The sequence below is a fragment of the Streptomyces sp. G45 genome (assembly GCF_049542095.1).
In the GTDB taxonomy this organism is placed as follows: domain Bacteria; phylum Actinomycetota; class Actinomycetes; order Streptomycetales; family Streptomycetaceae; genus Streptomyces.
Window position 1 is genome coordinate 444,058 of record NZ_JBMUZU010000001.1, and the last position, 24,838, is coordinate 468,895.

Below are 24,838 nucleotides of genomic sequence, written 5' to 3' on the forward strand. Positions count from 1 at the left end.
TTGATCATGTGTGGGGTGCCTTCTCGTCTTGCTGCGGTGACGCTCGGTGTGCGGGACATGCCGGGGCTGTGCCGCTTCTACCGTCGGCTGGGGTGGCCGGAGTTGCCGCCCGCCGGGGACGGCCGGGCGCGGTTCCGGCTCGGGACGGTGCTCCTCGTGCTGCGCCCCGCGGCCGGGGCGGCGGGCGCCGACGGGGCGGGCGTCACGCTGACCTGCCCCGTGGACGCTCCCGAGCAGGTGGACGCCGCCTTCACGTCCGCCGTGGCCGCGGGCGCCACCGCGGTCACCGAACCAGCGTCCCTCCCCACGGGCGGCCGGTCGGCGTCCATAGCCGACCCCGAGGGCAACCACTGGGACATTGAGTGGGCTCCCCCGACCGCACCAGACCCCGCCCCCGCCCAACACGACGACCGTCCCCAGCAGTTAACGGCCTCTGCCCCGTCCTCCCAGGCGGCACCAAGCACCCCCGCGGCCAGGCACCGGGCCACCGCCCACCGGCTGCACCACAGCGGCGCACCGGACGAGGCGGTCGCCGCGCACCTCGTGGCGGCGGGCGGCAGCGGTCCCGGCTGGGCCGCCGAGACGCTGCTGTGCGCCGCCCGCACCGCGCGGCACGAGGGCCGCCCTGAGCAGGCGGTGGCCTTCCTGCGGCGGGCCCTCGCGGAGCCCCTGCCGCCCAACCGGCGTGGTGGGGTGCTGACCGAACTCGGCAGTCTCGAGGTCACGCTGGGCCCGGCCGAGCGGGCCCTGGGCGTGCGCCACCTGGCCGAGTCGGTACGGCTCGAGGAGCAGTCCGACGTCGGCGTGTTCAAGGCGGCGAACGCTCTGGGCGCTGCGCTCGCGGCCCGCGGCCAGACCTCGACCGCGCTGGAGGTCATGGAGGAGCTGGCCGAGCGGTTCACCGGCCACCCGGAGCTGGCCCGCGCCGTCCAGGGCGCCGCCGCGCTGATCGCCTCGCACGACGGGCGCAGTTGGCTGGAGACGGTGGCCCGGCTGCGCAGGCTGGCCAGCGGCACCGGTCAGCGTCCGGCACCGGCGGCCCGCGCGCTGATCGCCGAATTCGACTGCACCAGCGGCCAGTTGTCGGCGGCCGAGGCCGCCGCGGTCGCCCGGGAGGTGACGGCGCGGCCGTTGGAGCCGTACTCCCGCACCTACGTGCTGGCCTCCGCCGCCACCCTCGCCCAGTGGGCCGACGACCTGGAGCTGGCCGACCGCCTGGTCGCGGACGGCATGGCCGGACACCACGGCCCGCCGGTCGACCCCGGATACCAGAGTTTGCTGAGCGTCCACGCCGAGAGCCTGGCGATGCGCGGCCGCTACCGGGAGCTGCTGGAGGCGTGCCGCGCGTGGGGCGTCATCGCCGGGCCGAGCGAGCGCCCCTTCGCGTCGGGCTGGGACAACGCCCACCTGCTGTCGCAGGCCGTCATCGCGCTGACCGAGACGGGCCGCGCCGCACAGGCCCGGCACCTGGCCGACTCCGTGGCCGTCGACAGCTCCCAGGGATCCTGGGAGTGGAGCGAATTCCTGTACGCCAGGGGGTTGTTGAGCCTTGCGGAGGGCGCACCGGCGGCCGCCCTCGACGATCTGCTGGAGTGCGGCCGACGGCAGGGCGAGCGGCGCGTCGTCAGCCCGGTCGTCACGCCGTGGCGGTCCGCGGCCGCCGACTGCCAGGTGCTCCTCGGCCACCCCGGCGCGGCCGTCGCGCTCGCCGCCGAGGAGTTGGCGGCGGCCCGCCGCTGGGACACGCCGCGCTGCGTCGGCCGCGCCCTGCGGGCCCTCGGCACCGCCACGGGCGGCCGGGCCGGGCTCGGGGCCGTCGAGCAGGCCGTGGACCTCCTCGGCTCGGTCGACCTCACGCCCGAGCTGGTCGCCGCCCAGGTCGCGTACGGCCGGATGCTCGTCGAAGCCGGGCGCCGCACCGCCGCCCGGAAGGTCCTGCGGGAGGCCGCGCGGCACGCCCAGCGCATCGACGCCGACCGGTCGCGAGCCGCCGTCAGCGACCTGCTCGCCGCCGCCGGAGCCCGCCGGGCCACCGCCTGCCAGGCCGGTGCCCGCGCGCTGACCGGCAGCGAGCGCCGCGTGTGCGAGCTGGCCGCGCAGGGCCACTCCAACCCCGAGATCGCGGCGCTGCTGCACCTGGCGCTGCGCACCGTGGAGACCCATCTCACCAACAGCTTCCGCAAGCTCGGCGTGCGCCGACGCACCCAGCTGGCCAAGCAGCTCGCCACCGAGCCCCCGGCGCGGGCCCGTTGACGCCACCGCCACCGCGGGCGCCCTGACCGCGGGGCCAGGATCGTGGGATTCCACGATGTGCCGGGGCACGGCCGCGCACAGGATGGGGACTGCTCAACCCCCGTGCGCCGCCCGAGCCGTACGCCCGAGTGCGGCTCGGGCGGCGCGTCGCGCGGTTCGAGCCGAGGCGGCGGCGCCCCGACGCCCGCCGCCCGAGACGACCACTCGCCTTCATCCCGAGCTCCTGGGGGAGACTTGCGCGTAACAGCGAAGAGAGCACGCGCCCTCACCGTCGCGGCGGCCACATCGGTGGCCCTCGCGGCAGGCATGACCGGCCCCACGACAGCGGCGGCCACGCACACGACGACCACCCCGGCCACCCCGAACACCCCCGACGCCGCACGGCTCAAGGCAGGCCAGCGGATCCAGCTCATCACGGGCGACCACGTCGTGGTCGGCGCCAAGGGCCAGGTGGTGCGCTTCGAGGCCGCCAAGGGCCGTGAGCGCGTACCCGTCCAGGTCCAGCGCACCAAGGACCGCACGATGGTGGTGCCCGCCGACGCGCAGCGCCTGCTCGCCACGGGCACGCTGGACCCGCGACTGTTCGACGTCCGGGCCCTCAGCGACCCGCGGCTGCGCCGCAGCCACGGCGACGGGCTGAAGCTGATCGTGCGGTACGCCAAGGGCGCCAGCGTCGCGCGGGCCCAGGTGCGGGCAGCCGGTGACACCCGGCTGCGGCGCACGCTGCCCACCCTCAACGCCGACGCGGTCCGCACCTCGCGGGCCGACGTGGCCAAGGTGTGGGAGGCGCTGACCGACGGGCACGGGAGCGGTGTGCGCTCCGCCGCCTCCGGCATCGCCAAGGTGTGGCTGGACGGGGTGCGCAGCGCGCGCCTGGACCGCAGCACCCGGCAGATCGGCGCCGACAAGGCGTGGGAGTCCGGGTACGACGGCAAGGGCGTGAAGATCGCCGTACTCGACACCGGCGTCGACAAGACGCACGACGACCTGAAGACCCAGGTGGTCGGCGAGAAGAACTTCTCCTCCGCCGCCGACGCCACCGACCGCGTCGGCCACGGCACCCACGTCGCCTCCATCGCCGCGGGCACCGGCGCCGCGTCGGGCGGAAAGTACAAGGGCGTCGCCCCCGGCGCCAAGGTGCTCAACGGCAAGGTCCTGGACGACCAGGGGTCGGGGGACGACTCCGGCATCATCGCGGGCATGGAGTGGGCCGCCGCCGAGGGCGCGGACGTGGTCAACCTCAGCCTGGGCAGCACGGACTCCCCCGGCGTGGACCCGCTGGAGGAGGCGGTCAACCGGCTGACCGCGCAGAAGGGCGTCCTGTTCGCCGTCGCGGCGGGCAACGAGGGCGAGGGCGGCGCGTCGACGGTGGGCTCGCCGGGCAGCGCGGACGCCGCGCTGACCGTCGGCGCCGTCGACAAGGACGACAAGCTCGCGCCGTTCTCCAGCGTCGGCCCGCGCGTCGGCGACGGCGCCGTCAAGCCGGACGTGACCGCGCCCGGCGTCGCCATCACCGCGGCGGCGGCCCCCGGCAGCGAACTCGACACCCGCCCCGACACCCCGCACCCGGCGCCCGGCTACCTCCAGATCGACGGCACCTCCATGGCCACCCCGCACGTGGCGGGCGCCGCGGCGATCCTGAAGCAGCGGCACCCAAACTGGGTGTCCACCGAACTCAAGGGCGCCCTGACCGCGTCCACCGTGGGCGGCGACTACTCCGCCCACCAGCAGGGCTCGGGCCGCGTCCAGGTCGACAAGGCGCTGACGCAGAGCGTGATCGCCGACCCGGTGTCGCTGAACTTCGGTGTCGCGCGCTGGCCGCACACCGACGACAAGCCCCGCACCCAGAAGGTCACCTACCGCAACCTCGGGTCCAGCGACGTCACCCTGGACCTCGCGGTGTCCGGCCTCGACCCCGCGGGCAAGCCCGCACCGGCCGGGTTCTTCACGCTCGGCGCGAGCAAGGTGACCGTGCCCGCCGGTGGCCGGGCCTCGGTCGACGTGACCGCCGACACCAAGGTCGGCGACACCGACGGCACGTTCTCCGCCCACGTCACCGCCACCGGCGCGGGCCAGTCGGTCCGTACGGCCGCGGTGGCCGTCCGCGAGGCGGAGTCGTACGACGTGACGCTCAGGGCCATCGACCGCGACGGCTCCGACGCGCGGAACTTCACCACCTCCCTGATCGCCGTCTCGGGCCCCGGCAAGGGCTTCCAGGCCGACATCCGCAACGAGCCGGGCACCCACACGGTCCGCGTGCCCAAGGGCTCGTACGTGTACAACACGGCCGTCTACCAGCACCCGTCGGACCTCAGCAAGGGCGCCGACTGGATCGCCCAGCCGAAGCTGGACGTCTTCGGCGACACCACCGTCACCGCCGACGCGCGCTCCGCCAAGCCGGTGGACATCACCGTGCCGGGCCTCGACACGGCGGACTACGGGGGCACGTACTACGAGCGCGACACCGACATCGGCCGCGTCGGCAACGGCTGGGTCCTGCCGAGCCTCACCAACTTCCGCACCGCCCACATGGGTCCGGCCGTCACCGACGGCTCGCTGCTCCAGACCTGGGACGCGCACTTCGCCAAGGACGCCACCAGCCAGTACTCGGTGGCCTTCGGCGGCAAGGTGCAGCGGGTCGCGACCGGCTACACCCGGCATGTGAAGGCGGACGAGTTCGCGACGCTGAAGGTCGACGCCGGGGCCTCCGCGCCGGGGAAGACCGCCCTCGTCTTCCCCTACCCGAAGGTGCCGGGCGCCCCGGAGGGCAACGCGTTCTCGGCGGCGCAGCCCGCGCCGGGCACGCGCACCTTCCACGTGTCCACCGGCGACGGCGTCACATGGCGGACCACGTACGAGCAGTGGAGCGCGCCCGACGAGAGCGGCTATCCGTCCCTGGACTCCGCGTACGAGAGGGCGGAGCCGAAGCGCTACGAGACCGGCAGGACGTACCGGGAGACGTTCAACACCGGCGTCGTCGGGCCGCTGCTCGGCACCGGTCTCGGCGTCTTCCGCACCGCGCCCGACCCGGCCACGGGCGAGCAGCAGCTCGTCGGGTCCGTGCCGCTGTTCGCCGACGGCCGGGGCCACAGGGGGCACTCGGCGTACGCGTCGGCCACGTCGACGCTGTACCGCGACGGCGTCAAGGTCGGTGAGAACGACGACCCGCTGACCGGCGGGCAGCCCTTCACGGTCGGCTCCCCCGACGCCGAGTACCGCCTGACGACCACCGTCGAGCGCCCGGCGAAGGTCGCCGCGGCCTCCACCCGCGTCGACGCCAGCTTCACGTTCCGCTCCGGCAAGGTCGCGGCCACCACGGCGCTGCCGGTGTCCACGGTCCGCTTCGCGGCCCCCGTCGACCTCGCCTCGCGCGCCCCGGCGGGCAGGACGGTCCAGATCCCGGTGACCGTGCAGGGCTCGGCGGCCGGGCAGAACCTGAAGTCGCTGACGGTGTCCGTGAGTTACGACGGCGGGGCGAGCTGGAAGGCCGTGCCCGTCGACCGCGGCCGGATCTCCGTGAAGAACCCGGCGAAGGACAAGGGCATCGCGTTCCGCGCCCATGTCACGGACAAGCAGGGCAACAAGTCGTCGCTGACGATCCGCAACGCCTACCTCGGCAAGTGAGCGGGGGACGCTGACGCGGGGCGGCAGGCGCCGCGCGTCGGCGGGATGCCGTGCTGGAAGGCGGTCAAGGGCGCCTTCCAGCACGGCCGTTGGCGCGGTCGCCCACCGGGCGCGGGGACCGGCCGGTGCGCCTGTGGCGCTTCACCCACTCCTTGACGAGGGCGAAGAACGCCTTGTCGCCGACGGCCTCGCGCACCTTGTGCATGGCGAAGCCCTCGCTCAGCCACATGTCCTTCCACGCGCGGGGCGTGACGGAGTCGCCGAACCACTGGTGGGCGAGTTCACGGACGAGCAGCGTGCCCCTCGGGTGCCGAGTCGGAGTACGGCTTGGTCTGGGTCTCCAGGGCGTATCCGGGAAGGAATCCTTACGCGCGTTCCGTGCGGCGGCTGGTATGACTGGTGCATGCAGGAACAGACCGCGCAGTCGGCCATCGACACGTTCATCTCCGCGTTCAACGCCTCCAGTGACGCCTATGTGACCTCGCTGCTCTCCCAGGCCGTCACCTCGGACGTGGTCTTCTGGGGGCCGCTGGGCCGCAGCGAGGGCATCGAGGCGGTCGAGCGGTTCGTGCTGGACATCCGCAACCACCCGGCGGGGACCGGCACGATGGTGCGCTGCTCGGCGGTGGACATGCCCGACGAGTGGGCCCGCTACCAGTGGGTGTTCACCACGCCGGACGGCGGGCCCCGCCTCGCGGGCACGGACGTCGTCCACCTGCGGCGCAGCCTCATCGACCAGATCATCGTCTTCGCGGGCGAGATCGAGCCGTCCGCCCCCTGAGCGGCCCGCCCCCTGAGCGGCCCGCCCCCTGAGCGGCCCGGCCCCTGAGCGACCCGACCCCTGAGCTGACCGCCCCCACCCCGCTCCCGGCGCCGCGGCACGGCCCGCCCAAGCGGTGATTATGCTGCCGCGCATGGACATCGTGATCCCGCTCTTCGACCACTTCGAGCCGCTCGACGCGATCGGGCCGTACGAGATCCTGGCGTATGTGCCCGACGCCCGCGTCACGTTCGTCACCGACGAACCGGGCCCGGTGCGGGACGTGTTGGGCTCCCTGCCCGTGCACGTACCGACCCGGTACTCCGAAGTGGAGCGCTGCGACGTCCTGTTGATACCGGGCGGGGGCAGCTTCAAGACCATGATGGGCGACCCCGAGTTCCTGGACTGGGTGCGCCGCGTGCACGGCACCACCCGGTTCACCACCGCGGTCTGCACCGGCACCCTCGTGCTCGCCGCCGCCGGGCTGCTGAACGGGCTGACGGCGACCACCCACTGGGACGCCGCCGCCGGTCTGGAGGCCCACGGCGCCCGCTACACCCCCGAGCGGGTCGTCCGGCAGGACCGGATCATCACGGCGGCCGGGGTCTCCTCCGGCATCGACATGGCCGTACGGCTCGTCGCGCTGCTCACCGACGACGTGACCGCGCAGGCGATCCAGCTGTACACGGAGTACGACCCGCAGCCGCCCTTCGACACCGGCTCGCTGGCGAAGGCCCCGGCCGAGGTCGTCGACCGGGCTCACGCCGTGGCCCGCCAGGCCACCCGGCTCGCGCCCCCGCTGGCGTAGCGCGGCGGTGCTTCACCCGGCCTGCGGGCCGCGGGTGAAGAAGTCGACGAGGCTGTACGGGGCGTCGTCGTCGAGGCACATCGTGTGGGCGCGCAGGGACAGGGCGGCAGCGGCGGCGCTGCGCGGGAACAGCGCCTGCTCGTAGGCGGCGAGCGCGGCCTCGGTGTCGTCGGGGTGGGCGGCGAGGGCGCTGCCGAGTTCGGCGGCGTCGTACAGGGCGAGGTTGGCGCCCTCGCCGGACGGGGGCATCAGGTGGGCGGCGTCGCCCAGCAGGGTCACGCCGGGCACGCGGTCCCAGCGGTGGTCGACGGGCAGGGCGTGGACGGTGCGCGGGACCGGGGCGGTCTCGCCGTCGGCGATGAGGGCGGTCAGTTCCGGGGCCCAGCCGTGGAACTCCGCGGCGACCCGCGCCAGGGCCGCGGCGGTGTCGGTGAAGTCGAGGGCCTCCAGCCATTCGCGGGGCCGGGTGAGCGTCACATAGGTGCGCAGGACGCCGCCCGCCTCGCGGTGGGCGGCGATGCCCTGGCCGGGGGCGAGCGCGAACAGCGAGCCGCCGCCGACGATCCGGGCGCTGGCCGGGTGGCGGGTGTCGGCGTCGAACAGCTGGGTCTCGACCAGGGACGTGCCGACGTACGCGGGTGTGGCGCCGGACAGCAGCGGGCGGACCCGCGACCAGGCCCCGTCCGCGCCGACCAGCAGGCCGGTCACCGCCGTCGTCCCGTCCTCGAACACCACCTCGTGCCGCCCGCCGCCGAGGGGCCGCACCGCGGTGGCCTTGTGCCCCCATCGGACCGTGTCGGCGGGCAGCGCGTCGAGCAGGAGCCGCCGCAGGGCGCCGCGCGGTACCTCCGGGCGCCCGCCGGTCCCGTCGTCGGGCTCGTCCAGCAGGATCTTTCCGTGCCGGTCGGCGACCCGCGACGCCTGGGCCCCTTGCTGGACGATGCCGAGGAACCCGTCGTAGAGCCCGGCCGCCTTCAGCGCCATCTGCCCGTCGCGCTCGTGGATGTCGAGCAGGCCGCCCTGGGTACGGGCCAGTGGTGACGGCTCCGCCTCGTAGACGGCCGCCGGGATGCCGTGGACGTGCAGGACGCGGGCGAGCGTCAGCCCGCCGAGCCCCGCGCCGATGATCGTGACCGGAGTGGCCATGTGCTTCCTCCCTGAAAGCGAACCTGAGAGCCGACCTGAAAGCGGACCTGAGCGCGGACTTGAAAGCGGGCCTGAGAGCGGTCCTGCCAGCGGACCCGAGCGCGCCCCCGGGCAGCTCTGACGGCGGACCGGGCGACCGGAGGCGGTCCGCTGTGCGGGCGTCCGACAGCCCCCTCCTGGAACGCCGTTCCAGACCCTCACACTGGAACGACATTCCACCGCTTGTCAAGCTGGAACGTCGTTCCAGTCGGCTAGGATGGGCGCATGGCACCCAGGACGCGCCGTCCGGATCGACGGCAGGAACCGCTCTCCCGGGAGCGCATCGTGGCCGCCGCCGTGGAACTGCTCGACGCCGTGGGCGAGGGCGGCCTCACGTTCCGCGCGCTGGCCGAGCGCCTCGCGACCGGGCCCGGGGCGATCTACTGGCACGTCTCGGGCAAGGCGGAACTCCTCGCCGCCGCCACCGACGCCGTCGTCGCCACCGCCCTGGCGGACGACGACGCCGACGCGACGCCGCAGCAGGCGGTCAAGGCCCTCGCGCTCGGCCTGTTCGACGCGATCGACGCCCACCCCTGGGTCGGCGCGCAGCTCGCCCGGACGCCCTCGCAGCCGTCGAAGCTGCGGATCTTCGAGCGCATCGGACGCCAGGTGCAGGCCCTCGGGATGCCCCCGGCCGCCCAGTTCACCGCGGCGACCACGCTGCTGCACTACGTCCTGGGAGAGGCGGGCCAGAACGCCGCCAACGCCCGCAAGCGCAGGCCGGGCACGAGCCGGGCGGAGTTCCTCGACGCCACTGCCACGGCCTGGGCCGCACTGGACCCCGACGAGTACGCGTTCACCCGAAGCGTCGCCGGGCAGCTGCGCGAGCACGACGACCGCGCCGAGTTCGTCGCCGGGATCGACCTCATCCTGACCGGCGTCACGGCCTACAAGAAGCCGACCGGCTGACCCGGCCCCTCGCACCCGCGCCGCGCACCCTCCGCGACCCCGCTCCCCCGCGCTTCGGGCCCGCGCCTCACCCCCGCCCCTCCTCCTCCGCCACCGCCACCCGCGCCGCCGCCACGAACGCGGCGATCGCCGGATGCGTGCCCCCGCCCGCGCGGAAGGCGACCTTCGACCGGCGGAACAGCGGCAGCCGGGTCAGCACCACGCCCGCGGGCCGGTGCGCGAGGGCCATCTCCGGTACGAGTCCGGCCCCCTGACCGGCGGCGGCCAGGGCGAGCACCGTGCGGAAGTCGTTGACCTGGTGGCGGATCCTCGGCTGGAACCCGGCCGCCTGGCAGGCGCGCACCGCCATCGCGTGGCCCGTGGTGCCGTCCCGCGCGGTGATCCACGGCACCTCGGCGCAGGGCCCGAGCAGCTCGGCGAGGGTGTCACCGCCGCTGGCGGTCCCGGCGCCGGTCACCAGGTACATGGGCTCGTCGAGGAGCGGCACGACGTCCACCGCGGCGTCCGGGGACGCGGGCACGAAGTCGTAGTCGTGGACCAGCGCCACGTCGAGTTCACCGGCGCGCAGGCCATCGGAGACGCGCGCCGAGTCGATCTCCCGCACCATCGGCTCCAGCGCGGGATGGTGCCTGGCGAGTTCGGCGAGCGCGGCAGGCACGAGGGTGTGGCCCGCGGAGGGGAAGGTGCCGATGCGCAGCGGTCCGCCGATGCCCTCCCGCGCGGTGGCGAGTTCGGCGACCGCCTGCTCCAGGCGTTCGAGCACGGCGTCGGCGTGCGCGACGAGGGTCCGGCCCGCGGGCGTGAGGACCACGCGCCTGCCGCTGCGTTCGAGGAGGGCCACGCCCGCCTCGCGTTCGAGGACGCCCAGCTGCTGGGAGACCGCGGACGCGGTGAAGGTCAGCGCCTCGGCCACGGCGGCGATGGTGCCCCGCCGGTCCAGTTCGCGGAGCAGATGCAGACGACGCACATCGAGCATAAGTTCAGCTTAGGCATCAGGTGAGAAATCTGAAATAGATCTACCGGACCGCTGTCGGTCAGGGTGGAGCCATGACCTCCCACCCGGCCTTCCACGGCCTCTACGTTCCCCTCGTGACCCCGTTCACCGACGACCTGCTGCTGGCCCCCGACGCGCTGGCCCGCCTCGCCGACGAGGCGCTGGAGGCCGGTGCCGCCGGGCTCGTCGCCCTCGGCACCACCGCGGAGGCCGCCACGCTGACCGCCGAGGAGAAGCGGACCGTGGTGCGTGTCTGCGCCGCCGCCTGCCGGGCCCACGGCGCCCCGCTGGTCGTCGGCGTCGGCACCGGCGACACCGCCGCCGCCATCGCGTCGCTGCGCGAACTCGCGGCCGCCGGTGACGCGGCGGCGGCGCTGGTCCCGGCCCCGCCCTACGTCCGGCCCGGCGAAGCGGGCACGCTGGCGCACTTCGCCGCGCTGTCCGAGCACGGCGAGCTGCCCCTCCTCGTGTACGACATCCCGTACCGCACCGCCCAGCCCCTCAGCGCGGCGGCCGTCGCCGAACTCGGCCGCCTGCCGAGGGTCGTGGGGATCAAGCACGCGACCGGCGCGATCGACGCGACCACGATGGCGCTGCTCGACTCTCCCCCGCCCGGCTTCGCCGTGCTCGGCGGCGACGATGCCGTCCTGTCCCCGCTGCTCGCGTCGGGCGCCCACGGCGGCATCGTCGCCTCCGCCAACGTCCGCACCGCCGACTTCGCCGAGCTGGTCTCCCTGTGGCGGCGGGGCTCCGCCGCGCCCGCACGGGCGCTCGGCGCCGAACTCGCCCGGCTGTCCGCCGCCCTGTTCGCCGAGCCCAACCCGACCGTCGTCAAGGGGGTGCTGCACGCCCAGGGCCGGATTCCCAGCCCGGCCGTACGGCTGCCGCTGCTGGCCGCGTCGCCCGGCGCGGTCCGCCGGGCGGCGCCCATGGCGAGCGGCGGCGCGGGCCCGGCCCGCGCGGCCTGACCCGCGCCCTGGCAGGCGCCGAGGGCGGTGGGGTGCGCGCACCCCACCGCCCCGGCTCACCGGCGTGCCCCGTCAGGGCCGCCGCTCAAACGCGTCGCTCAGATCTCCTCCCACAGGGCGGGAACGTTCGGCGGCTCCCAGCCCGGGTAGGCGGTGTGTCCCTGGATGCAGCGGTAGCGGACGCCGTTGTACGTCACCACGTCCCCGGCCGCGTAGGTGGCACCCAGCTCCCAGGTGGTCTCGCCGGTGCTGGACACGGTGAGGGTGTAGGTGGTGGCGTGGCTGACCGTGCCCGCGCCGGTGAGGGACAGCGTGTACGTGCCGCTCGGCGTGCCCGCGGCGACCTCGACGGTGGCGGTCGACGACTCGCCCGACTGCACCGAGGTCGGGGCGAAGGTCACGCGCACCCCCTCCGGGGTCCCGGAGGCCGACAGGCTCACCTTCTGCGGGGACCCGCTGGTCGTGGTGGTGGAGACGGTGACCTTGGCGGACGAGCCGGGCTCGACCGTGCCGGACGCCGGGTCGGCGGAGATGGAGAAGTCGTCCGCCGGGGCGGGCTTGTCGTTCACCGCCGTCTTCCAGATGGTGTACGCGATCCCGTCCGTGCTGCGGTCGAGCGCGGTGGCGCTGATGTTGTCGGTCGTGTCGCAGCCGGAGTGGTAGCAGGGGTCGTACGGACGGCCCGCGGTGCCGCCCCACTTGGCCGCCTCGGCGGCGGACTTGGTGTCCGACGCTCCGGTGGCGTAGCCGGAGGTGGGGATGCCGATCTGCTGGAACGGGTAGTCGTCCGAGCGGCCCTGGCCCTCGACGTTCTCCTGCGGTTCGAGCTTGAGGGAGTTCCAGTACTCCTTCATCGGGGCCGCCGCGGTCGAGTTCAGGTTGTTGATGAAGTAACCGGCGTTGGTCGAGCCGATCATGTCGAAGTTGTAGTAGGCCTTGATCTTGCCGCGCTCGGTGGCGGAGAGCGACCTGGTGTAGAAGTCCGAGCCGTTGAGGCCCTGCTCCTCGTCGGTCCACCAGGCGAAGCGGACGCGGTTCTTCATGGTGGGGTTGTTCTGCGCCAGGGCGAGGGCCGCCTCCAGGATGGCGGCGGAGCCGGAGCCGTTGTCGTTGATGCCCGGCCCGGCGGACACGCTGTCGAGGTGGGCGCCGAACATGTAGACGCTGTTCGCGTCGCCGCCCGGCCACTCGGCGATCAGGTTGTTGCCCGCTCCGGCGGAGCAGCCCGAGGAGCACTGCTGCTCGGTGACCGTGTAACCGGCGGCCTCCAGCTTGCCCTTGATGTACGCGAGCGAGGCGCGGTAGCCGGGTCCGGTCGCGCGGCGGTTGCCGCCGTTCTGCGAGGCGATGGTGTTCAGCTCGGTCAGGTGGGCCCGCACCTTGGCGACGTCGATGTCCGGCGGCAGCGTCGGGTTGCCGCCGTCCCCGACCGTCAGCGTGTACTGGGCGGTGTGCGTCTTGGTGCCCGCGGTGCCGGTGACGGTGATCGGGTAGGTCCCGGCCTTCGCGGACTGCGCGGCGGTGATCTTCATGGTGGCGTTGGAGCCGGAGGTGACGGTCTCCGGGCTGAACGTGACGCTGACGCCGGTCGGCTCGCCGGAGGAGGTCAGCTTGACCTGCTGGGCGCTGCCGGTGACGGTCGTGGTGTTGACCGCGGCCGAGACCGAGGAGCCCGCGTCGACCTTCCCCGTCGCCGGGTCGAGGGCGAGGGAGAAGTCGTTCTGCTGCCCGGTGCACGTCGGGTCGCCGGGCTGGGTCGGGATGTCGATGGCGTCCCAGGCCGCCTTGGTGGCGTTGAACAGGTCACAGCTCGCGTCCAGGCTCTTCGCCGAGGTCAGCGTGGCGCTGCGGTAGCGCTTGTACGTCATGCCGCTGGTCTTGAGCAGCATCGCGCCGTAGAAGATCTTGCCCGCGTTCTTGATGCCGACACCGGTCACCTGCTTGCCGTTGCAGGTGGGGCTGGTGGGCTTGCCGCCGCCGGGGTTGGAGCCCTCGGCAAGCAGGTAGAACCAGTGGTTCAGCGGCCCGGCCGCCTTGTGCTCCTCGGTGTTGGGGATCGACGCGGAGTAACAGTTGGGGTCGTTGTTGACCCGCTGCGGGTCGTACATGTTGCGGATCGGCCCGCGGCCCTGGAGGTTGATCATCTCGCCGACGGTGTAGTCGGGCGTGTCATAGGGGGCGGGCTCGTTGACATAGGCCTCGGTCAGGGCGCCCATGATGTCGCCGGTGCCCTCGCCCAGGCCGCTCTCGTGGTTCGCGCCGCCGGGGGTGTTGGAGTCCAGGCCGTGGCCGAACTCGTGGGCGACCACGTCCATTCCGGCGATCCACTCGTTCGCGGAGTTGTGGCCGATGGTGACCGAGGAGCCGTCCCAGTAGGCGTTCAGCTGGTTCAGGCCCACGCGCACCGGCCAGCTGCGGCCGTTGCCGTCGTGGCCGTTGCGGCCGAACCACTCCTTGAACATGTCCCACTGCTTCTGCGCGGCGAACATCACGTCCACGCAGCCGGTCTCGCGGCTCTTGGGGTCGCCGGTGCCCCAGTCGTCGGTGGCCTTGGTGAACAGGCCGCCGTTGTAGTCCGAGCACTGCAGGCCCGGGCGGGTGGTGTCGCGCAGCACGTAGTTGCTGCCCGAGCGGGAGGTGTCGATGGTCAGCGGGTTGGGGCCGTTCCACTTGCTGCGTCCGGTGCCCGCGCGCACGTCGTCGTAGGTGTCGACGACCTTGCCGGTGCGGGCGTTCACGAACACGTGCAGCTTGCTGGGGGTGCCCGCCTTGGTCCGGCCGGTCAGCACGGTCTCCCAGGCGAGGGTGGGCACGTCGTTCTTGACCCGGACCACCAGGCGCTTGGTGGTGACCTTCTTGACCTCCGCCAGCTTGGCGCGGCTGGTCCTGACCGCCTGGGCGGCCTTCACCTTGGCCTTGGTGGCGACCGAGATCCGCGCGTCGGTGGCGGACTGGACGGAGCGCACCTTGCCCTTCCCGTCGGCGAGGACCACGGCGTCGCCGCCCACCACCGGCAGCCCGCGGTAGGTGCGTTCGTACGCGACGGAGTACAGGCCCTTGCCCCAGGGGATGACCTGGTGCCGGTCGTACTGCTCCTCGGGGCCCTTGGCCAGCGCGTCGAGGCCGCTGCGCGCCGCCCGGTCGGCGGCGGCGACGGCCTTCGCCACGGGGTTCGGTCTGTCCGGCGCGGGCGCGGCCTGTGCCGAGGCGAAGGCCGCGGGCACCACCACTCCCCCGAGTGCCATGGCCAGGGTTATCCCGACCGCTGTTGTCTGTCTGAGCATCACGGCTCCTTGTGAGAGGTGTTGAAGCTCCGCCAGCCGTAGATGTCATGAGCACGTCAGGCCTTGAGCCGCACATATCGCTTCGCTTCACACACTGACGGTGACATGACACATTCGTGGCTGGCGGAACCCTCACACCGGCCCGGGCCCCGGTCAATGCCTTTCGGGCGCGCGGCACACGCTGTCAAGAACTGGCAAGCCCGGCCGCGGCGACCGCCCGCTCACTCCTCCGCGGCCCGCAGCCGCTCCCGGTACGCGCGGACGTCCGGCAGGTCACCCCAGCGCCCGGCGAGACGGCGGTGCAGCCCGCGCAGCTCGGCGGCGATCATCAACTCCCGCGAGCCCAGGGCCTCTTCCGCGACCGGCTCCGCCAGGGCGACCGCCGCCGCGGGGTCACCCGCGCACGCCCAGCTGTCCGCGAGGCGCAGGGTGAGCAGCAGCCGCGTGGTGTGCATCGAGGGCGGCAGCAGCGCGTACGACCGCGCGGTGGCCTCCACGGCGCGGCGGGCCAGCGCGCGGTCCTCGGTCAGCGCCGCGAGGTCGCGCAGCGCCCCGCCGATCGCCGACTCCAGGCGCACCACGCCTTCGTCGCCGGACAGCCAGGGCGCTTCCAGCAGGTCCCGGTCGTCCAGGCGGGCGAACCGGCGCCGGGCCATGGAGATGTGCCGCCGACACGCGTCGGGGTCGTGGCCGAGGGCGTAGGCGCGCGCCTGGTACAGGTCGGACAGGGCCGTCATCCAGCGCCGTTTGGGGTCCACCGCGCCGATGGCCTCCGCGTACACGAGCATCGACGCGGCGTCCCCGTCGAGCCGGACCAGCGTGCACATGTCGCTGAGGAGGGTGGCCCGGGCCTCGGCGTCCTGGGCGGCGTCCGCCCAGCGCAGTCCGTGTCCGAACCAGGCCATGGCGACGCCGCTCTGCCCTCGGTCCATCCGCAGCCGCCCGGCAACCTGCGCGTACTCGGCGGCGAGCCGCAGCTGCCCATAGGGCAGCCGCCCGGTGGAGTTGACCGCCTCGGCCCAGCGCACCACGCCCCGCAGCAGCCGCTCCACGGTCGCCGCGCACGCGTCGGTGGTGTGCAGCAGCCCGTCGCGGATCAGGCAGGCGAGGACGGCGGTGAGCCCGTGCAGCAACTCCGCCTCGGCGCCGACCCTTTCGGTGGCGGGGGCGTAGGGCCTGCTCAGCCCGTTCAGCAGGTCCGCCACCGAGCTCTGGTCGGGCACCGCGCAGCCCGCGGTGCCGTGCAGCGGGCAGGCGAGGCCCGCGGCGGGCAGCCGGGCGGGCCAGAGCCGGGGGTCGAGCGGGGTGTCGTCGCCGGGGGCGTCCACGCCGGGGATCGGGGAGAACAGCGTCGGGGCCGCCAGGAAGCGGTCCGGGCCGCGCGGCGTCTGGCGCGGCGTGGCGGCGATGGTCGCGAGGTGGCCGCCGGTCTCCAGGACGGCGTCGAGGCGGCACACCAGGTCGAAGGGCGGCTCCCGCAGGCCGCTTTCGAGCCTGCTGATGAAGCTGTGGTGGTACCCCACTCTCCTGCCGAGCTGGAGCTGGGTGAGTCCGGCCCGTCGGCGGTGCTGGCGCAACTGCCGTCCGAACTCCGCCCACTTCGGCTCAACCGCCTCTGACGTACTGACGGACATGGCCCCTCCCCGATCGGGCTCTCGCCCCGGGGCAGTCTCGCAGCTTTGGTCCAGACCTTTCAACGTTCATACAGAACCATGGCCGTCGCTTTACACACCAGGCCCCGCCCGCCGCCGCACTCGATGGGTCCACGGCCCGGGAAGGCCGTGGACCCACGAGGCGCACGCGCCGGGCGCCGCCGCGTCACCCGCGCACGCGGTCCGTGCGCGGGGCCGTCACGCCGGGTCGATGCGGGAGATGGTGCCGCCCAGGTCGAAGACGTACAGCTCGCCCCGGGCGCCCTGGGCGAACGAGATGACCTCGCCGCCGTTGACGCCGAGGTCGTGCGCGCCGGTCACCTGGCCGTTCTTCATCTCCAGGGCGCGGATGGTGCCGTCGCAGTAGTCGCTGAAGACGTACTGGCCCCTCAGGGCGGGGATGGCACGGCCCCGGTAGACGTATCCGCCGGTCACCGAGCAGCCGAGGCCGGTGCGGTCGTACTCGTGCACCGGCGGCACGTGGTTCGCGGGCTCCGTGCCGCCACGGAAGGGGTGCCTGCCCTCCATCTGGTTCCAGCCGTAGTTCTCGCCGCCCTTGCTCTTGGCGGGGGCCCAGTCGATCTCCTCCCAGTCGCTCTGGCCGACGTCGCCGATCAGCAGGTCGCCGGTGCCCGCGTCGAAGGAGAAGCGCCAGGGGTTGCGCAGCCCGTACGCCCAGATCTCGTCCTTCGCCTTCGGGTCCTTCACGAACGGGTTGTCCTTCGGGACCGCATACGGCTTGCCGCCGCGCGGGTCGATGCGCAGGAGCTTGCCGAGCAGCGTGTCGAGGTTCTGCCCGTTGCCGTGCGGGTCGCCGCCCGCGCCGCCGTCGCCGAACGCGATGTAGAGGTAGCCGTCGGGGCCGAACTTGATGTCGCCGCCGTTGTGGTTGGAGTACGGCTGCGTCTGGGTGAGGACGGTGCGCCGGGTGTCCTTGAGGATCCTGCCGTGCCGCACGGCGAACTCGTCGATGGTGCTGGTGCCTTCGAGGTTCGTGTACGAGATGTAGAAGTGCGCGAACCGCTTGTCGAACGCGATGCCCAGCAGGCCGCGCTCGCCGTCGGTGGTGGTCTCCTTGGTGATGTCGAGGACGGGCTCGCTCAGCCCGCGCGGGCTCAACACCCTTACCGTTCCCGCGCGTTCGGCGACCCAGACCGTACCCCCGGGACCGGCGGCACCGGCGGTGGGGTTCTGGGCCGTGGCGACCTTCGTGAGGGCGACCTTCGCCGCCTTGTGCGGGGCGGCGGGCTCGTCGGCGGACGCCGTGGTGAGGGCGAGGGAGGCGACGAGGCAGAGGGTGCCGACGATCGCCGAGCTTCTGGTGCGAACTTTCACCGTGATCCTCCTAGAGGCGGCGAGTGGGGGAAGTCACCCGGCTGCTCACGGCAGCGTTGAGGGGGTGTCGTCCGCGCCTGCACGCAACCTGGGTGGGGGGATGGTGCGCTACTGGCCACGGGTGAGCGTACCGGGACACGGGACGCTGGTATAGGCCAACGGCTCCATCGGCTCCCTCACCCCTCGTGCTTCCCGCGCTTCCCGTCCCGCCCCTCAGGCACCGGCGCCCCTCTCGCCGCGCCCGCGTCTCCCTGGGACGTCCCCTCCCCGTGCCTCCCGGCACGGGCGACCGCGGGAGTCGTACGCAGAGTACGCAGAGTACGCGGAAGGCGCCTGACGGGCCGGGGCCGCGTCAGGCGCCTTCTCGGGTCATCCCTGCGCGAACCGCGTGAACGCGGCCGCCAGCCGTTCGGCGAGCCCGGCCGCGGTGGCGCCGTCGACCAGGTGGCGCTGGTGGGCCAGGGTCACGCTCAGGTGCGGGTCGACCGTGACGCCGACGACCAGCGGGTAGCGGGTGCCGTTGACCGTGGTGGCACCGGTGATGGCGATCCCGGCGGCGGTGTTCGCCTCCCTGATGCCCGCCCGGCCCTTCGGGAACGACTGGAACACGACCTGCGTGTCCGCCTGCCCGAGGTCGGTCCGCGCGAACTGGTGGTGGTCGAGCAGCCTGCCCTGCCGGTCCTGGAGTCCGGTCAGCAGCTCGGCCCAGGTGCCGTCCGGGGAGCGGCGCACGCGCACCGGCACGGTGGCGACGAACAGGCCCACCATCGTGTCCACCCCCGCGACCGCCGGTGGCCGACCGGAGACCGTCACGGCGAACACCACGTCGTCGCTCCCGGTGACGTCCGCGAGGACGGAGGCCCACGCGCCCTGCACGACGGTGTTCAGGGTCACGCCCAGCTCACCCGCGCGCCGCGTCAGCGCGTCCGCGGTCTCCGCGCTGACGGTAACCTCGACCGTGTCGTGCCCGGCGGGGCCGCCGTCCGCCGCCCCGGGGCGCCCGGCGAGCAGCGTCGGTGTGAGGCCGTCCAGTTCGTCGGCCCACGCGCGCTCCGCCGCCGCGCGGTCCTGGTCCGCGCACCACGCCAGGAAGTCCCGGTAGGGGCGCACCGGCGGCAGCGCGGCCGGGTCGGCTCCCGCGCCGTAGAGCCGCAGGAGGTCCTGGAGCAGCAGCGGCACGGACCAGCCGTCGAACACCAGGTGACTGGCCGTCAGCAGCAGTTCGGCGCGGTCGTCGGCCAGGCGCGCCAGCGCCATCCGCAGCAGCGGTGGCGTCGGCGCGTCGAAGGGCTCCGCCTGGTCCGCGCGGCGCAGCTCCCGAAGCGCGCGCTCGCGTTCCCGCTCGCCGAGGCCGCTCAGGTCGGCCTCGCGCCACGGCAGCGCGACGCCGTCGCGGACGATCTGCACGGGCTCCCCGTCGGCGCACCGGGACACCGCCACGCGCAGGGCGGCGTGCCGGTCGAGGAGGGCCTGGCCCGCGGCCCGCATCCGGGCGGCGTCGACCGGACCGCTGACCTCGAAGGCCATCTGCACGCGGTAGGGGTCGTACGCCTGGTCCGGCCGCAAGGTGTGCGGAAGCATCGCCGACTGCTCGCGCGTGAGGGGCCATACGTCGGCGAGGCGCCCGTAGTGGCGCTCCCAGGTGTCGATGTCCCGCTGGGCCACGGTCACCAGGGGCAGGTCCGACGGGGTGAGCCCGCCCGCGTCCGGCCGCGTCACGTGCCGGGCGAGGCCGGTGAGGGCCTCGCACCACAGCCGGGCCAGGTCCACCACGTCGGGGCGGGCGAGGACGCCCGTGGCGAAGTACAGCGTGGCCTGCGGCCGCGGGCCGTCGTCGCCGTCGACGACGACCACGCTGACCTGGAGTTCGGCGAGGGCGGGCATGTCGGCGTCGGGGGTGATGTCCATGCTGTCGGTGCCGTCGGCGTCGGCGTCGACCGGGGTCCAGCCGGTGCCGCGCAGGTCCCCGGGCATGTCCGCCGGGGAGAACCGGCCCAGGTAGTTGAACGAGATCTGCGGTGCGGGGTACGCCGCGAGGTCCGCGCCGGTCTCCGGGTTGAGGTGGCGCAGCAGCCCGTAGCCGAGGCCCTGGTCCGGGACGGACCTGAGGTGCTCCTTGACGGCCTTCACCGCGCCACCGGCGGCGGGCCCGCCCGCGAACGCCTCGTCCAGGGCGCATCCGGCGACGTCGAGGCGGGCCGGGTGCACGCTGGTGAACCAGCCGACGGTGCGCGACAGGTCGGCACCGGGCACCACGGACTCCTCGCGGCCGTGCCCCTCAAGGGCGACCAGGCAGGACGACGCGCTCACGCCGCGCTCGCGGCGCCACCGGGCCAGGGCCAGGGCGAGCCCGGCCAGCAGCCCGTCCTGCGCCCCGCACCGGAACTTCGCCGGGAGCTGCGACAGCAGGGCCTCCGTCGCCCGGTCGGGCAGGTCCACCCGGACGCTGTCCACGGTGGCGACGGTGTCGACGCGGGGGTCGAGCCTGCGGGTGCCGAGCAGCGGGTCGGGGCCGTCGAGCACGGTCTTCCAGTACGGCAGCTCCGCCACCCGGTGCGGTGCCGTCGCCTCCGCAGCGAGGGCGTGCGCCCATCTGCGGGCCGAGGTGCCCACCGGCGGCAGGGCCGGGGTGCGGCCCTCGCGGACCTGGGCCCAGGCCGCCGCCAGGTCGGGCAGCAGGACCCGCCACGACACGCCGTCGGCCACGAGGTGGTGCAGCACGATCAGCAGCCTGCCCGCGGCACCGGCGCCGGGGGTGAACCAGACGAACTGGGCCATCACGCCGCCCTCGGGGTCCAGTCGGCCCGCGGCGGCGTCCACTTCCGCCGCGCGGTCCCGTGTGCCGTCGGCCCGGCGCAGCAGTGCGGCGACGTCGACGGTGCCCGGCGCGCCGACCACCAGGCCGCCGTCGTCGGGCAGGAGCCGTGCGCGCAGCACGTCGTGGTGGTCGACCACCGCGCGCACCGTCGCGACCAGGCCCGCCTCGTCGATGTCCGGCGGCAGGTCCACCAGGGCCGCCATGGAGAACCGGCTGAACCGGGTGCCGATGTGGCGGGCGATCGGCGGCAGCGGCATCCAGCCCGCGCCGCCGCCGTCGAGTTCGGCGAGGACGACACCCGTCTCGTCCGTGTGCGCGACGGCCGCGAGGTCGGCGACGGTGCGGCACTCGAAGACCTGCCGGGGAGTGATCTCCACGCCCAGGGCCCGTGCCCGCGACACCACCTGGATGGAGCTGATGCTGTCGCCGCCGACGGCGAAGAAGTCGTCGTCCACGCCGATCCACTCACGGCCGAGGACGTCCGCGAACACCTCGGCGAGGGCCTCCTCGACGGGCGAGGACGGGGCCCGGTAGGCGGCCGCGGCGAACCCCGGGTCCGGCAGCGCGGCCCGGTCGACCTTGCCGCTGGGGGTGAGCGGCAGCGCGTCCAGGGTCACGACCCGCGACGGCACCATGTACTCGGGCAGCCGCTCGGCCAGCTGCCGCCGCACCTGGGCGACGTCGACGCCGAGGCCCACGTCGTAGCCGGACGCGGCGGGGACCACGTACCCCACCAGGCGGGTGCCGTGTTCCCCTTCGAGCGCGGCGACCGCGGCCTGGGCGACGCCCGCGCAGGACAGCAGGGCGGCCTCCACCTCGCCGGGCTCGATGCGCACGCCGTGCACCTTGACCTGAGCGTCGGCGCGGCCCACGCACTCCAGGTGGCCCCGCTGGTTCCAGCGGGCCAGGTCGCCGGTGCGGTACATGCGCGACCCGGCCGGGCCGTACGGGTCCGGTACGAACCGCTCCGCGGTCAGGCCCGCCCGGTGGAGGTAGCCGCGGCCCACCTCCCCGGCCACGTACAGCTCCCCCACCACGCCGGACGGCACCAGGCCGAGGCCGGGGCCGAGCACATAGGCGCGCATGTCTCCCAGCGGCGTGCCGATGGGCACCGCGCCGGGGCCGGGCTCGTCGGGGACCTCGTACGCCGTGGCGTAGAAGGACTCGCTCTGCCCGTAGGCGTTGACGAACCGCGTGCCGGGCAGGGACGCGCGGACCCGGTCGACGACCGCGGCCGTCAGGGGTTCCCCGGCGAACACCACGGTGTCGGCCGCGATCCGGTCCCCGGCCCGCGCCAGGACCGAGGGGACGGCGCTGGCCACGTGCCCCGACCAGGGGCCGCAGGCGACGGCGTCCTCGACCACGTCGACGGTGGCGCCCGTGCTGAGCGCCGCGAGGACTTCGAACACCGACACGTCGAAGCCCACCGACGTCGACGCCAGCATCCGCTGCCCGGGTCGCAGGCCGACCAGCTCGGCCAGGCGTGCCACGTCGTGCGCCACGCACCCGTGGGTGATCACCGCTCCCTTGGGCACGCCCGTGGAGCCGGAGGTGTACATCACGTACGCGGCGTTGCCCGGTCGTACGCCGCTGTCGGGGTTCTCGCCGGGGCCGGTCGCGAGGTCGAACTCCGCCAGGTCGTGCAGGACGAACTCCGGGCGTGCCTCGGCCAGGATGGCGCTCGTCCGCGCGCCGGGGTGCCGGGGATCGAGCGGCACGTAGGCGGCGCCGGACTTCCAGACGCCCAGCAGGGCGACCACCAGGTCGACCGAGCGCGGCAGGGCGAGGCCCACCAGCGTCTCGGGCCGTGCGCCGCGCGCCGCCAGGGCGTGGGCCAGGCGGTTGGCGCGGGTGTTGAGGTCGTCGTACGTGAGTCGGTCGCCGTCGCAGGTCACCGCGATGGCGTCCGGGGTGGCCGCGGCCTGCCGCTCGAACAGCCGCGGCACGGTCACGTCGGGTGCCGCCGTCGCGGTGGTGCCGGGCTCGCCGAGCAGGCGCTCCCGCTCGCCGGGGACCAGTACGTCCACGGTGCGGCGCCCGGGGTCGGCCACCACCTGCCGCAGGACGGCCTCGAAGCGGGTGACGAGGGCGGCGGCGGTGGCGCGGTCGAACAGGTCGGTGGCGTACTCCAGGCGGCCGTGGACTCCCCGGCCGGGGAACTCGGTCAGGTTGAAGAACAGGTCGGACTTCGCGGTCGTGATCGGCACCGGTTCGAAGGCGGCGTCGAGGCCGGACAGGGCGAAGCCCGGGCCGGACTCCTGCCGCCACACGAACAGCACCTGGAACAGCGGGTCGTAGGCGGTGGAGCGCTCCGGGTTGAGGATCTCCACGAGCTTCTCGAACGGGACGTCCTGCTGGTCGTAGGCGGCGAGGGCCTTGGCCCGCACGCGGTCCACGACCGTCTCGAAGGAGGGGCTGCCCGACAGGTCGGCGCGCAGCACCCAGGTGTTGAGGAAGAATCCGACCGACTCGGTGAGCGCCGCGTCCACGCGGCCCGCGATGGGCGAGCCGATCGTGAGGTCGTCACCGCCGCCGAGCTGGTGCAGCAGCACGGCCAGCGCCGCCTGGAGCACCATGGGGACGGTCGCGCCCCGGGCGCGCGCCAGCTTGCCGACCGCGTCGATGAGTTCGGCGTCCAGGGTGAGGTCCACGGCGTCGCCGCGGTGGCTGGCCACCGGCGGCCGGGGGCGGTCCGCGGGCAGCCGCAGCGGCCTGACCCCGGCCAGCTCGGCCCGCCAGTAGTCCACCTGGTCCGCCAGGAGGCCGCTGCCGTCGGCGAGCAGCTCCTGCTGCCACAGGGTGAAGTCGGCGTACTGCACGGGCAGTTCCGGCCATGCGGGCCGGGTGCCGCCGCGCCGGGCGTCGTAGGCGGCGCTCAGGTCCCGGGCCAGTGGCGCCGCCGACTCGCCGTCGGCCGCGATGTGGTGCACGAGCAGCACCAGGACGTGCTCGTCCGGGGCGAGGCGGAACAGCGAGGCCCGCACCGGGATCTCCTCGGCCAGGGCGAACGGGCGGGCCACGGCCTCGGCCAGGGCGGCGTTGACGGCGTCCGGCGCCACGTCCACCACGGGCACGTCGAGGGCCACCTCGTCGGCGGGCAGCACCCGCTGGTACGGCACGCCGTCCTCCTCGAGGACCACGGTCCGCAGACTTTCGTGACGTTCCGTCAGGTCTCGTACGGCCAGGGACAGCGCGTCGGTGTCGAGCGTGCCGGTCAGGCGCAGCACCAGCGGGATGTTCCACGCCGTCGAGGGCCCTTCGAAGCGGTCGAGGAACCACAGGCGGCGCTGCGCGAACGACAGCGGCACCCGCTCCGGCCGCCGCGCCGCGCGCCGCAGCGGCGGCCGGACCGGCGTTCCGGCGGTGAGCCGCTGGGCCAGCTGGGCGACCGTGGGCGCCTCGAACACCGCCTGGATGGGGACCTCGGCGCTCAGCGCGGTGCGGATCCGGCTGACCAGGCGGGTGGCGAGCAGGGAGTGTCCGCCGAGTTCGAAGAAGCCGTCGTCGACGCCGACGCGCTCCACGCCGAGCACGTCCGCGAACAGGCGGCACAGCGCCTGTTCGGCGTCGGTGCGCGGCGGCCGGTAGGCGGGGGCGGCGGCCTGCGGCTCGGGCAGGGCCGCCTTGTCGAGCTTGCCGGTCGGCGTCCACGGCATCCGGTCGAGGACGACCACCGCCGTCGGCACCATGAACTCGGGCAGGCGGTCCGCGAGGAAGGTGCGGAACTCCTCGCCCGTGACGCCGTCGCGTGCGACGGCGTACCCCACGAGGTGCTTGCCCCGGTCGGCGTCCTCGCGGGCCACGACGGCCGCCTCGACGGCCGCCGGGTGGGCGTTCAGGGCGGCCTGGATCTCGCCCAGTTCGATGCGGAATCCGCGGATCTTGACCTGGTCGTCGACGCGCCCCTGGAAGACCAGCTCACCGTCCTGGGTGCCGCGCACGACGTCGCCGGTGCGGTACATCCGCTCGCCCGGCGCCCCGAAGGGGCAGGCCACGAACCGCTCCGCCGTCGTGCCCGGGCGGCCCCGGTAGCCGCGCGCGAGGCCCTCGCCCGCGAGGTACAGCTCGCCGGGGGTGCCGGGCGGCACCGGGCGCAGCGCCTCGTCCAGGACGTGGGCGCGCATGGTGTCCATGGGGCGGCCGATGGGGATGTCGGCGCCGATGTCCTCGGCGGCGTCCATGGGGCGGGCGACCGCGCAGACCGTCGTCTCGGTGGGCCCGTACCCGTGTTTGAACGTGGTGCGGGGC

The 24,838-nt window shown here is 74.2% G+C and carries 13 protein-coding genes and 1 pseudogene; 6 read left to right on the plus strand and 8 right to left on the minus strand.

What is annotated here, in order from left to right; translation table 11 throughout:
• Nucleotides 1-15 precede the first annotated feature (15 nt).
• On the plus strand, nt 16-2,253 hold the full coding sequence (locus tag ACOBQU_RS02015) for a LuxR C-terminal-related transcriptional regulator (RefSeq protein ID WP_423624031.1): 2,238 nt from the start codon (nt 16-18) through the stop codon (nt 2,251-2,253).
• A 306-nt stretch (nt 2,254-2,559) separates the two neighbouring features.
• Entirely contained in the window at nt 2,560-5,877 is a 3,318-nt protein-coding gene (locus tag ACOBQU_RS02020) for a S8 family peptidase (protein WP_423634201.1), read from the plus strand.
• 64 nt (nt 5,878-5,941) lie between these two features.
• Here the strand turns inward: ACOBQU_RS02020 and ACOBQU_RS02025 are convergent, their stop codons facing one another.
• Both ACOBQU_RS02025 and ACOBQU_RS02030 read right to left on the minus strand, forming a co-directional pair.
• Nucleotides 5,942-6,106, minus strand: coding sequence for a hypothetical protein (locus ACOBQU_RS02025; protein WP_423635012.1), 165 nt, complete (start codon nt 6,104-6,106; stop codon nt 5,942-5,944).
• A 3-nt stretch (nt 6,107-6,109) separates the two neighbouring features.
• Nucleotides 6,110-6,373, minus strand: a pseudogene (locus ACOBQU_RS02030) (hypothetical protein); the annotation flags it as partial.
• Here ACOBQU_RS02030 and ACOBQU_RS02035 point away from each other — a divergent pair.
• Nucleotides 6,281-6,658 (plus strand): nuclear transport factor 2 family protein, encoded by a 378-nt coding sequence (locus ACOBQU_RS02035; protein WP_423624033.1) that lies wholly within the window; start codon nt 6,281-6,283, stop codon nt 6,656-6,658. The pseudogene ACOBQU_RS02030 and the gene ACOBQU_RS02035 overlap by 93 nt on opposite strands.
• 133 nt (nt 6,659-6,791) lie before the next feature.
• The gene (locus tag ACOBQU_RS02040) at nt 6,792-7,445 is read left to right on the plus strand and encodes a DJ-1/PfpI family protein (protein ID WP_423624035.1); all 654 of its coding nucleotides are present in this window, start codon (nt 6,792-6,794) and stop codon (nt 7,443-7,445) included.
• A 12-nt stretch (nt 7,446-7,457) separates the two neighbouring features.
• Here the strand turns inward: ACOBQU_RS02040 and ACOBQU_RS02045 are convergent, their stop codons facing one another.
• Complete coding sequence (locus ACOBQU_RS02045) at nt 7,458-8,591, minus strand: FAD-dependent oxidoreductase (RefSeq protein ID WP_423624037.1); 1,134 nt, start codon at nt 8,589-8,591, stop codon at nt 7,458-7,460.
• 264 nt (nt 8,592-8,855) lie between these two features.
• Between ACOBQU_RS02045 and ACOBQU_RS02050 the strand changes: the two genes are divergently transcribed.
• On the plus strand, nt 8,856-9,539 hold the full coding sequence (locus ACOBQU_RS02050; protein ID WP_423624038.1) for a TetR/AcrR family transcriptional regulator: 684 nt from the start codon (nt 8,856-8,858) through the stop codon (nt 9,537-9,539).
• Between the two features lie 67 nt (nt 9,540-9,606).
• Here the strand turns inward: ACOBQU_RS02050 and ACOBQU_RS02055 are convergent, their stop codons facing one another.
• The gene (locus ACOBQU_RS02055; protein WP_423624040.1) at nt 9,607-10,515 is read right to left on the minus strand and encodes a LysR substrate-binding domain-containing protein; all 909 of its coding nucleotides are present in this window, start codon (nt 10,513-10,515) and stop codon (nt 9,607-9,609) included.
• Nucleotides 10,516-10,586: 71 nt separating this feature from the next.
• Here ACOBQU_RS02055 and ACOBQU_RS02060 point away from each other — a divergent pair, with 71 nt between their 5' ends.
• Nucleotides 10,587-11,501: a dihydrodipicolinate synthase family protein gene (locus ACOBQU_RS02060; RefSeq protein WP_423624042.1), complete on the plus strand. Its 915-nt coding sequence runs from the start codon at nt 10,587-10,589 to the stop codon at nt 11,499-11,501.
• Between the two features lie 98 nt (nt 11,502-11,599).
• Here the strand turns inward: ACOBQU_RS02060 and ACOBQU_RS02065 are convergent, their stop codons facing one another.
• From ACOBQU_RS02065 to ACOBQU_RS02080, 4 genes are all read right to left on the minus strand, one after another.
• Nucleotides 11,600-14,785, minus strand: coding sequence for a M20/M25/M40 family metallo-hydrolase (locus ACOBQU_RS02065; RefSeq protein ID WP_423624044.1), 3,186 nt, complete (start codon nt 14,783-14,785; stop codon nt 11,600-11,602).
• A 221-nt stretch (nt 14,786-15,006) separates the two neighbouring features.
• Nucleotides 15,007-16,419 carry a helix-turn-helix domain-containing protein gene (locus ACOBQU_RS02070; RefSeq protein ID WP_423624046.1) on the minus strand — a complete coding sequence of 471 codons (1,413 nt, stop codon included), beginning with the start codon at nt 16,417-16,419 and terminating at the stop codon, nt 15,007-15,009.
• 216 nt (nt 16,420-16,635) lie between these two features.
• Complete coding sequence (locus tag ACOBQU_RS02075) at nt 16,636-17,772, minus strand: PQQ-dependent sugar dehydrogenase (RefSeq protein WP_423624048.1); 1,137 nt, start codon at nt 17,770-17,772, stop codon at nt 16,636-16,638.
• Nucleotides 17,773-18,141: 369 nt separating this feature from the next.
• Nucleotides 18,142-24,771: an amino acid adenylation domain-containing protein gene (locus ACOBQU_RS02080; protein WP_423624050.1), complete on the minus strand. Its 6,630-nt coding sequence runs from the start codon at nt 24,769-24,771 to the stop codon at nt 18,142-18,144.
• Between the last annotated feature and the right edge of the window lie 67 nt (nt 24,772-24,838).

Bases quoted from the DNA above. Each gene is read 5' to 3' on its own strand.
- ACOBQU_RS02080 (WP_423624050.1), bottom strand. From the start codon at position 24,771: ATGGACGCCGCCGAGGACATCGGCGCCGACATCCCCATCGGCCGCCCC.
- ACOBQU_RS02065 (WP_423624044.1), bottom strand. From the start codon at position 14,785: ATGCTCAGACAGACAACAGCGGTCGGGATAACCCTGGCCATGGCACTC.
- ACOBQU_RS02025 (WP_423635012.1), bottom strand. From the start codon at position 6,106: ATGTGGCTGAGCGAGGGCTTCGCCATGCACAAGGTGCGCGAGGCCGTC.
- ACOBQU_RS02035 (WP_423624033.1), top strand. From the start codon at position 6,281: ATGCAGGAACAGACCGCGCAGTCGGCCATCGACACGTTCATCTCCGCG.
- ACOBQU_RS02055 (WP_423624040.1), bottom strand. From the start codon at position 10,515: ATGCTCGATGTGCGTCGTCTGCATCTGCTCCGCGAACTGGACCGGCGG.
- ACOBQU_RS02020 (WP_423634201.1), top strand. From the start codon at position 2,560: ATGACCGGCCCCACGACAGCGGCGGCCACGCACACGACGACCACCCCG.
- ACOBQU_RS02040 (WP_423624035.1), top strand. From the start codon at position 6,792: ATGGACATCGTGATCCCGCTCTTCGACCACTTCGAGCCGCTCGACGCG.
- ACOBQU_RS02070 (WP_423624046.1), bottom strand. From the start codon at position 16,419: ATGTCCGTCAGTACGTCAGAGGCGGTTGAGCCGAAGTGGGCGGAGTTC.
- ACOBQU_RS02060 (WP_423624042.1), top strand. From the start codon at position 10,587: ATGACCTCCCACCCGGCCTTCCACGGCCTCTACGTTCCCCTCGTGACC.
- ACOBQU_RS02045 (WP_423624037.1), bottom strand. From the start codon at position 8,591: ATGGCCACTCCGGTCACGATCATCGGCGCGGGGCTCGGCGGGCTGACG.
- ACOBQU_RS02050 (WP_423624038.1), top strand. From the start codon at position 8,856: ATGGCACCCAGGACGCGCCGTCCGGATCGACGGCAGGAACCGCTCTCC.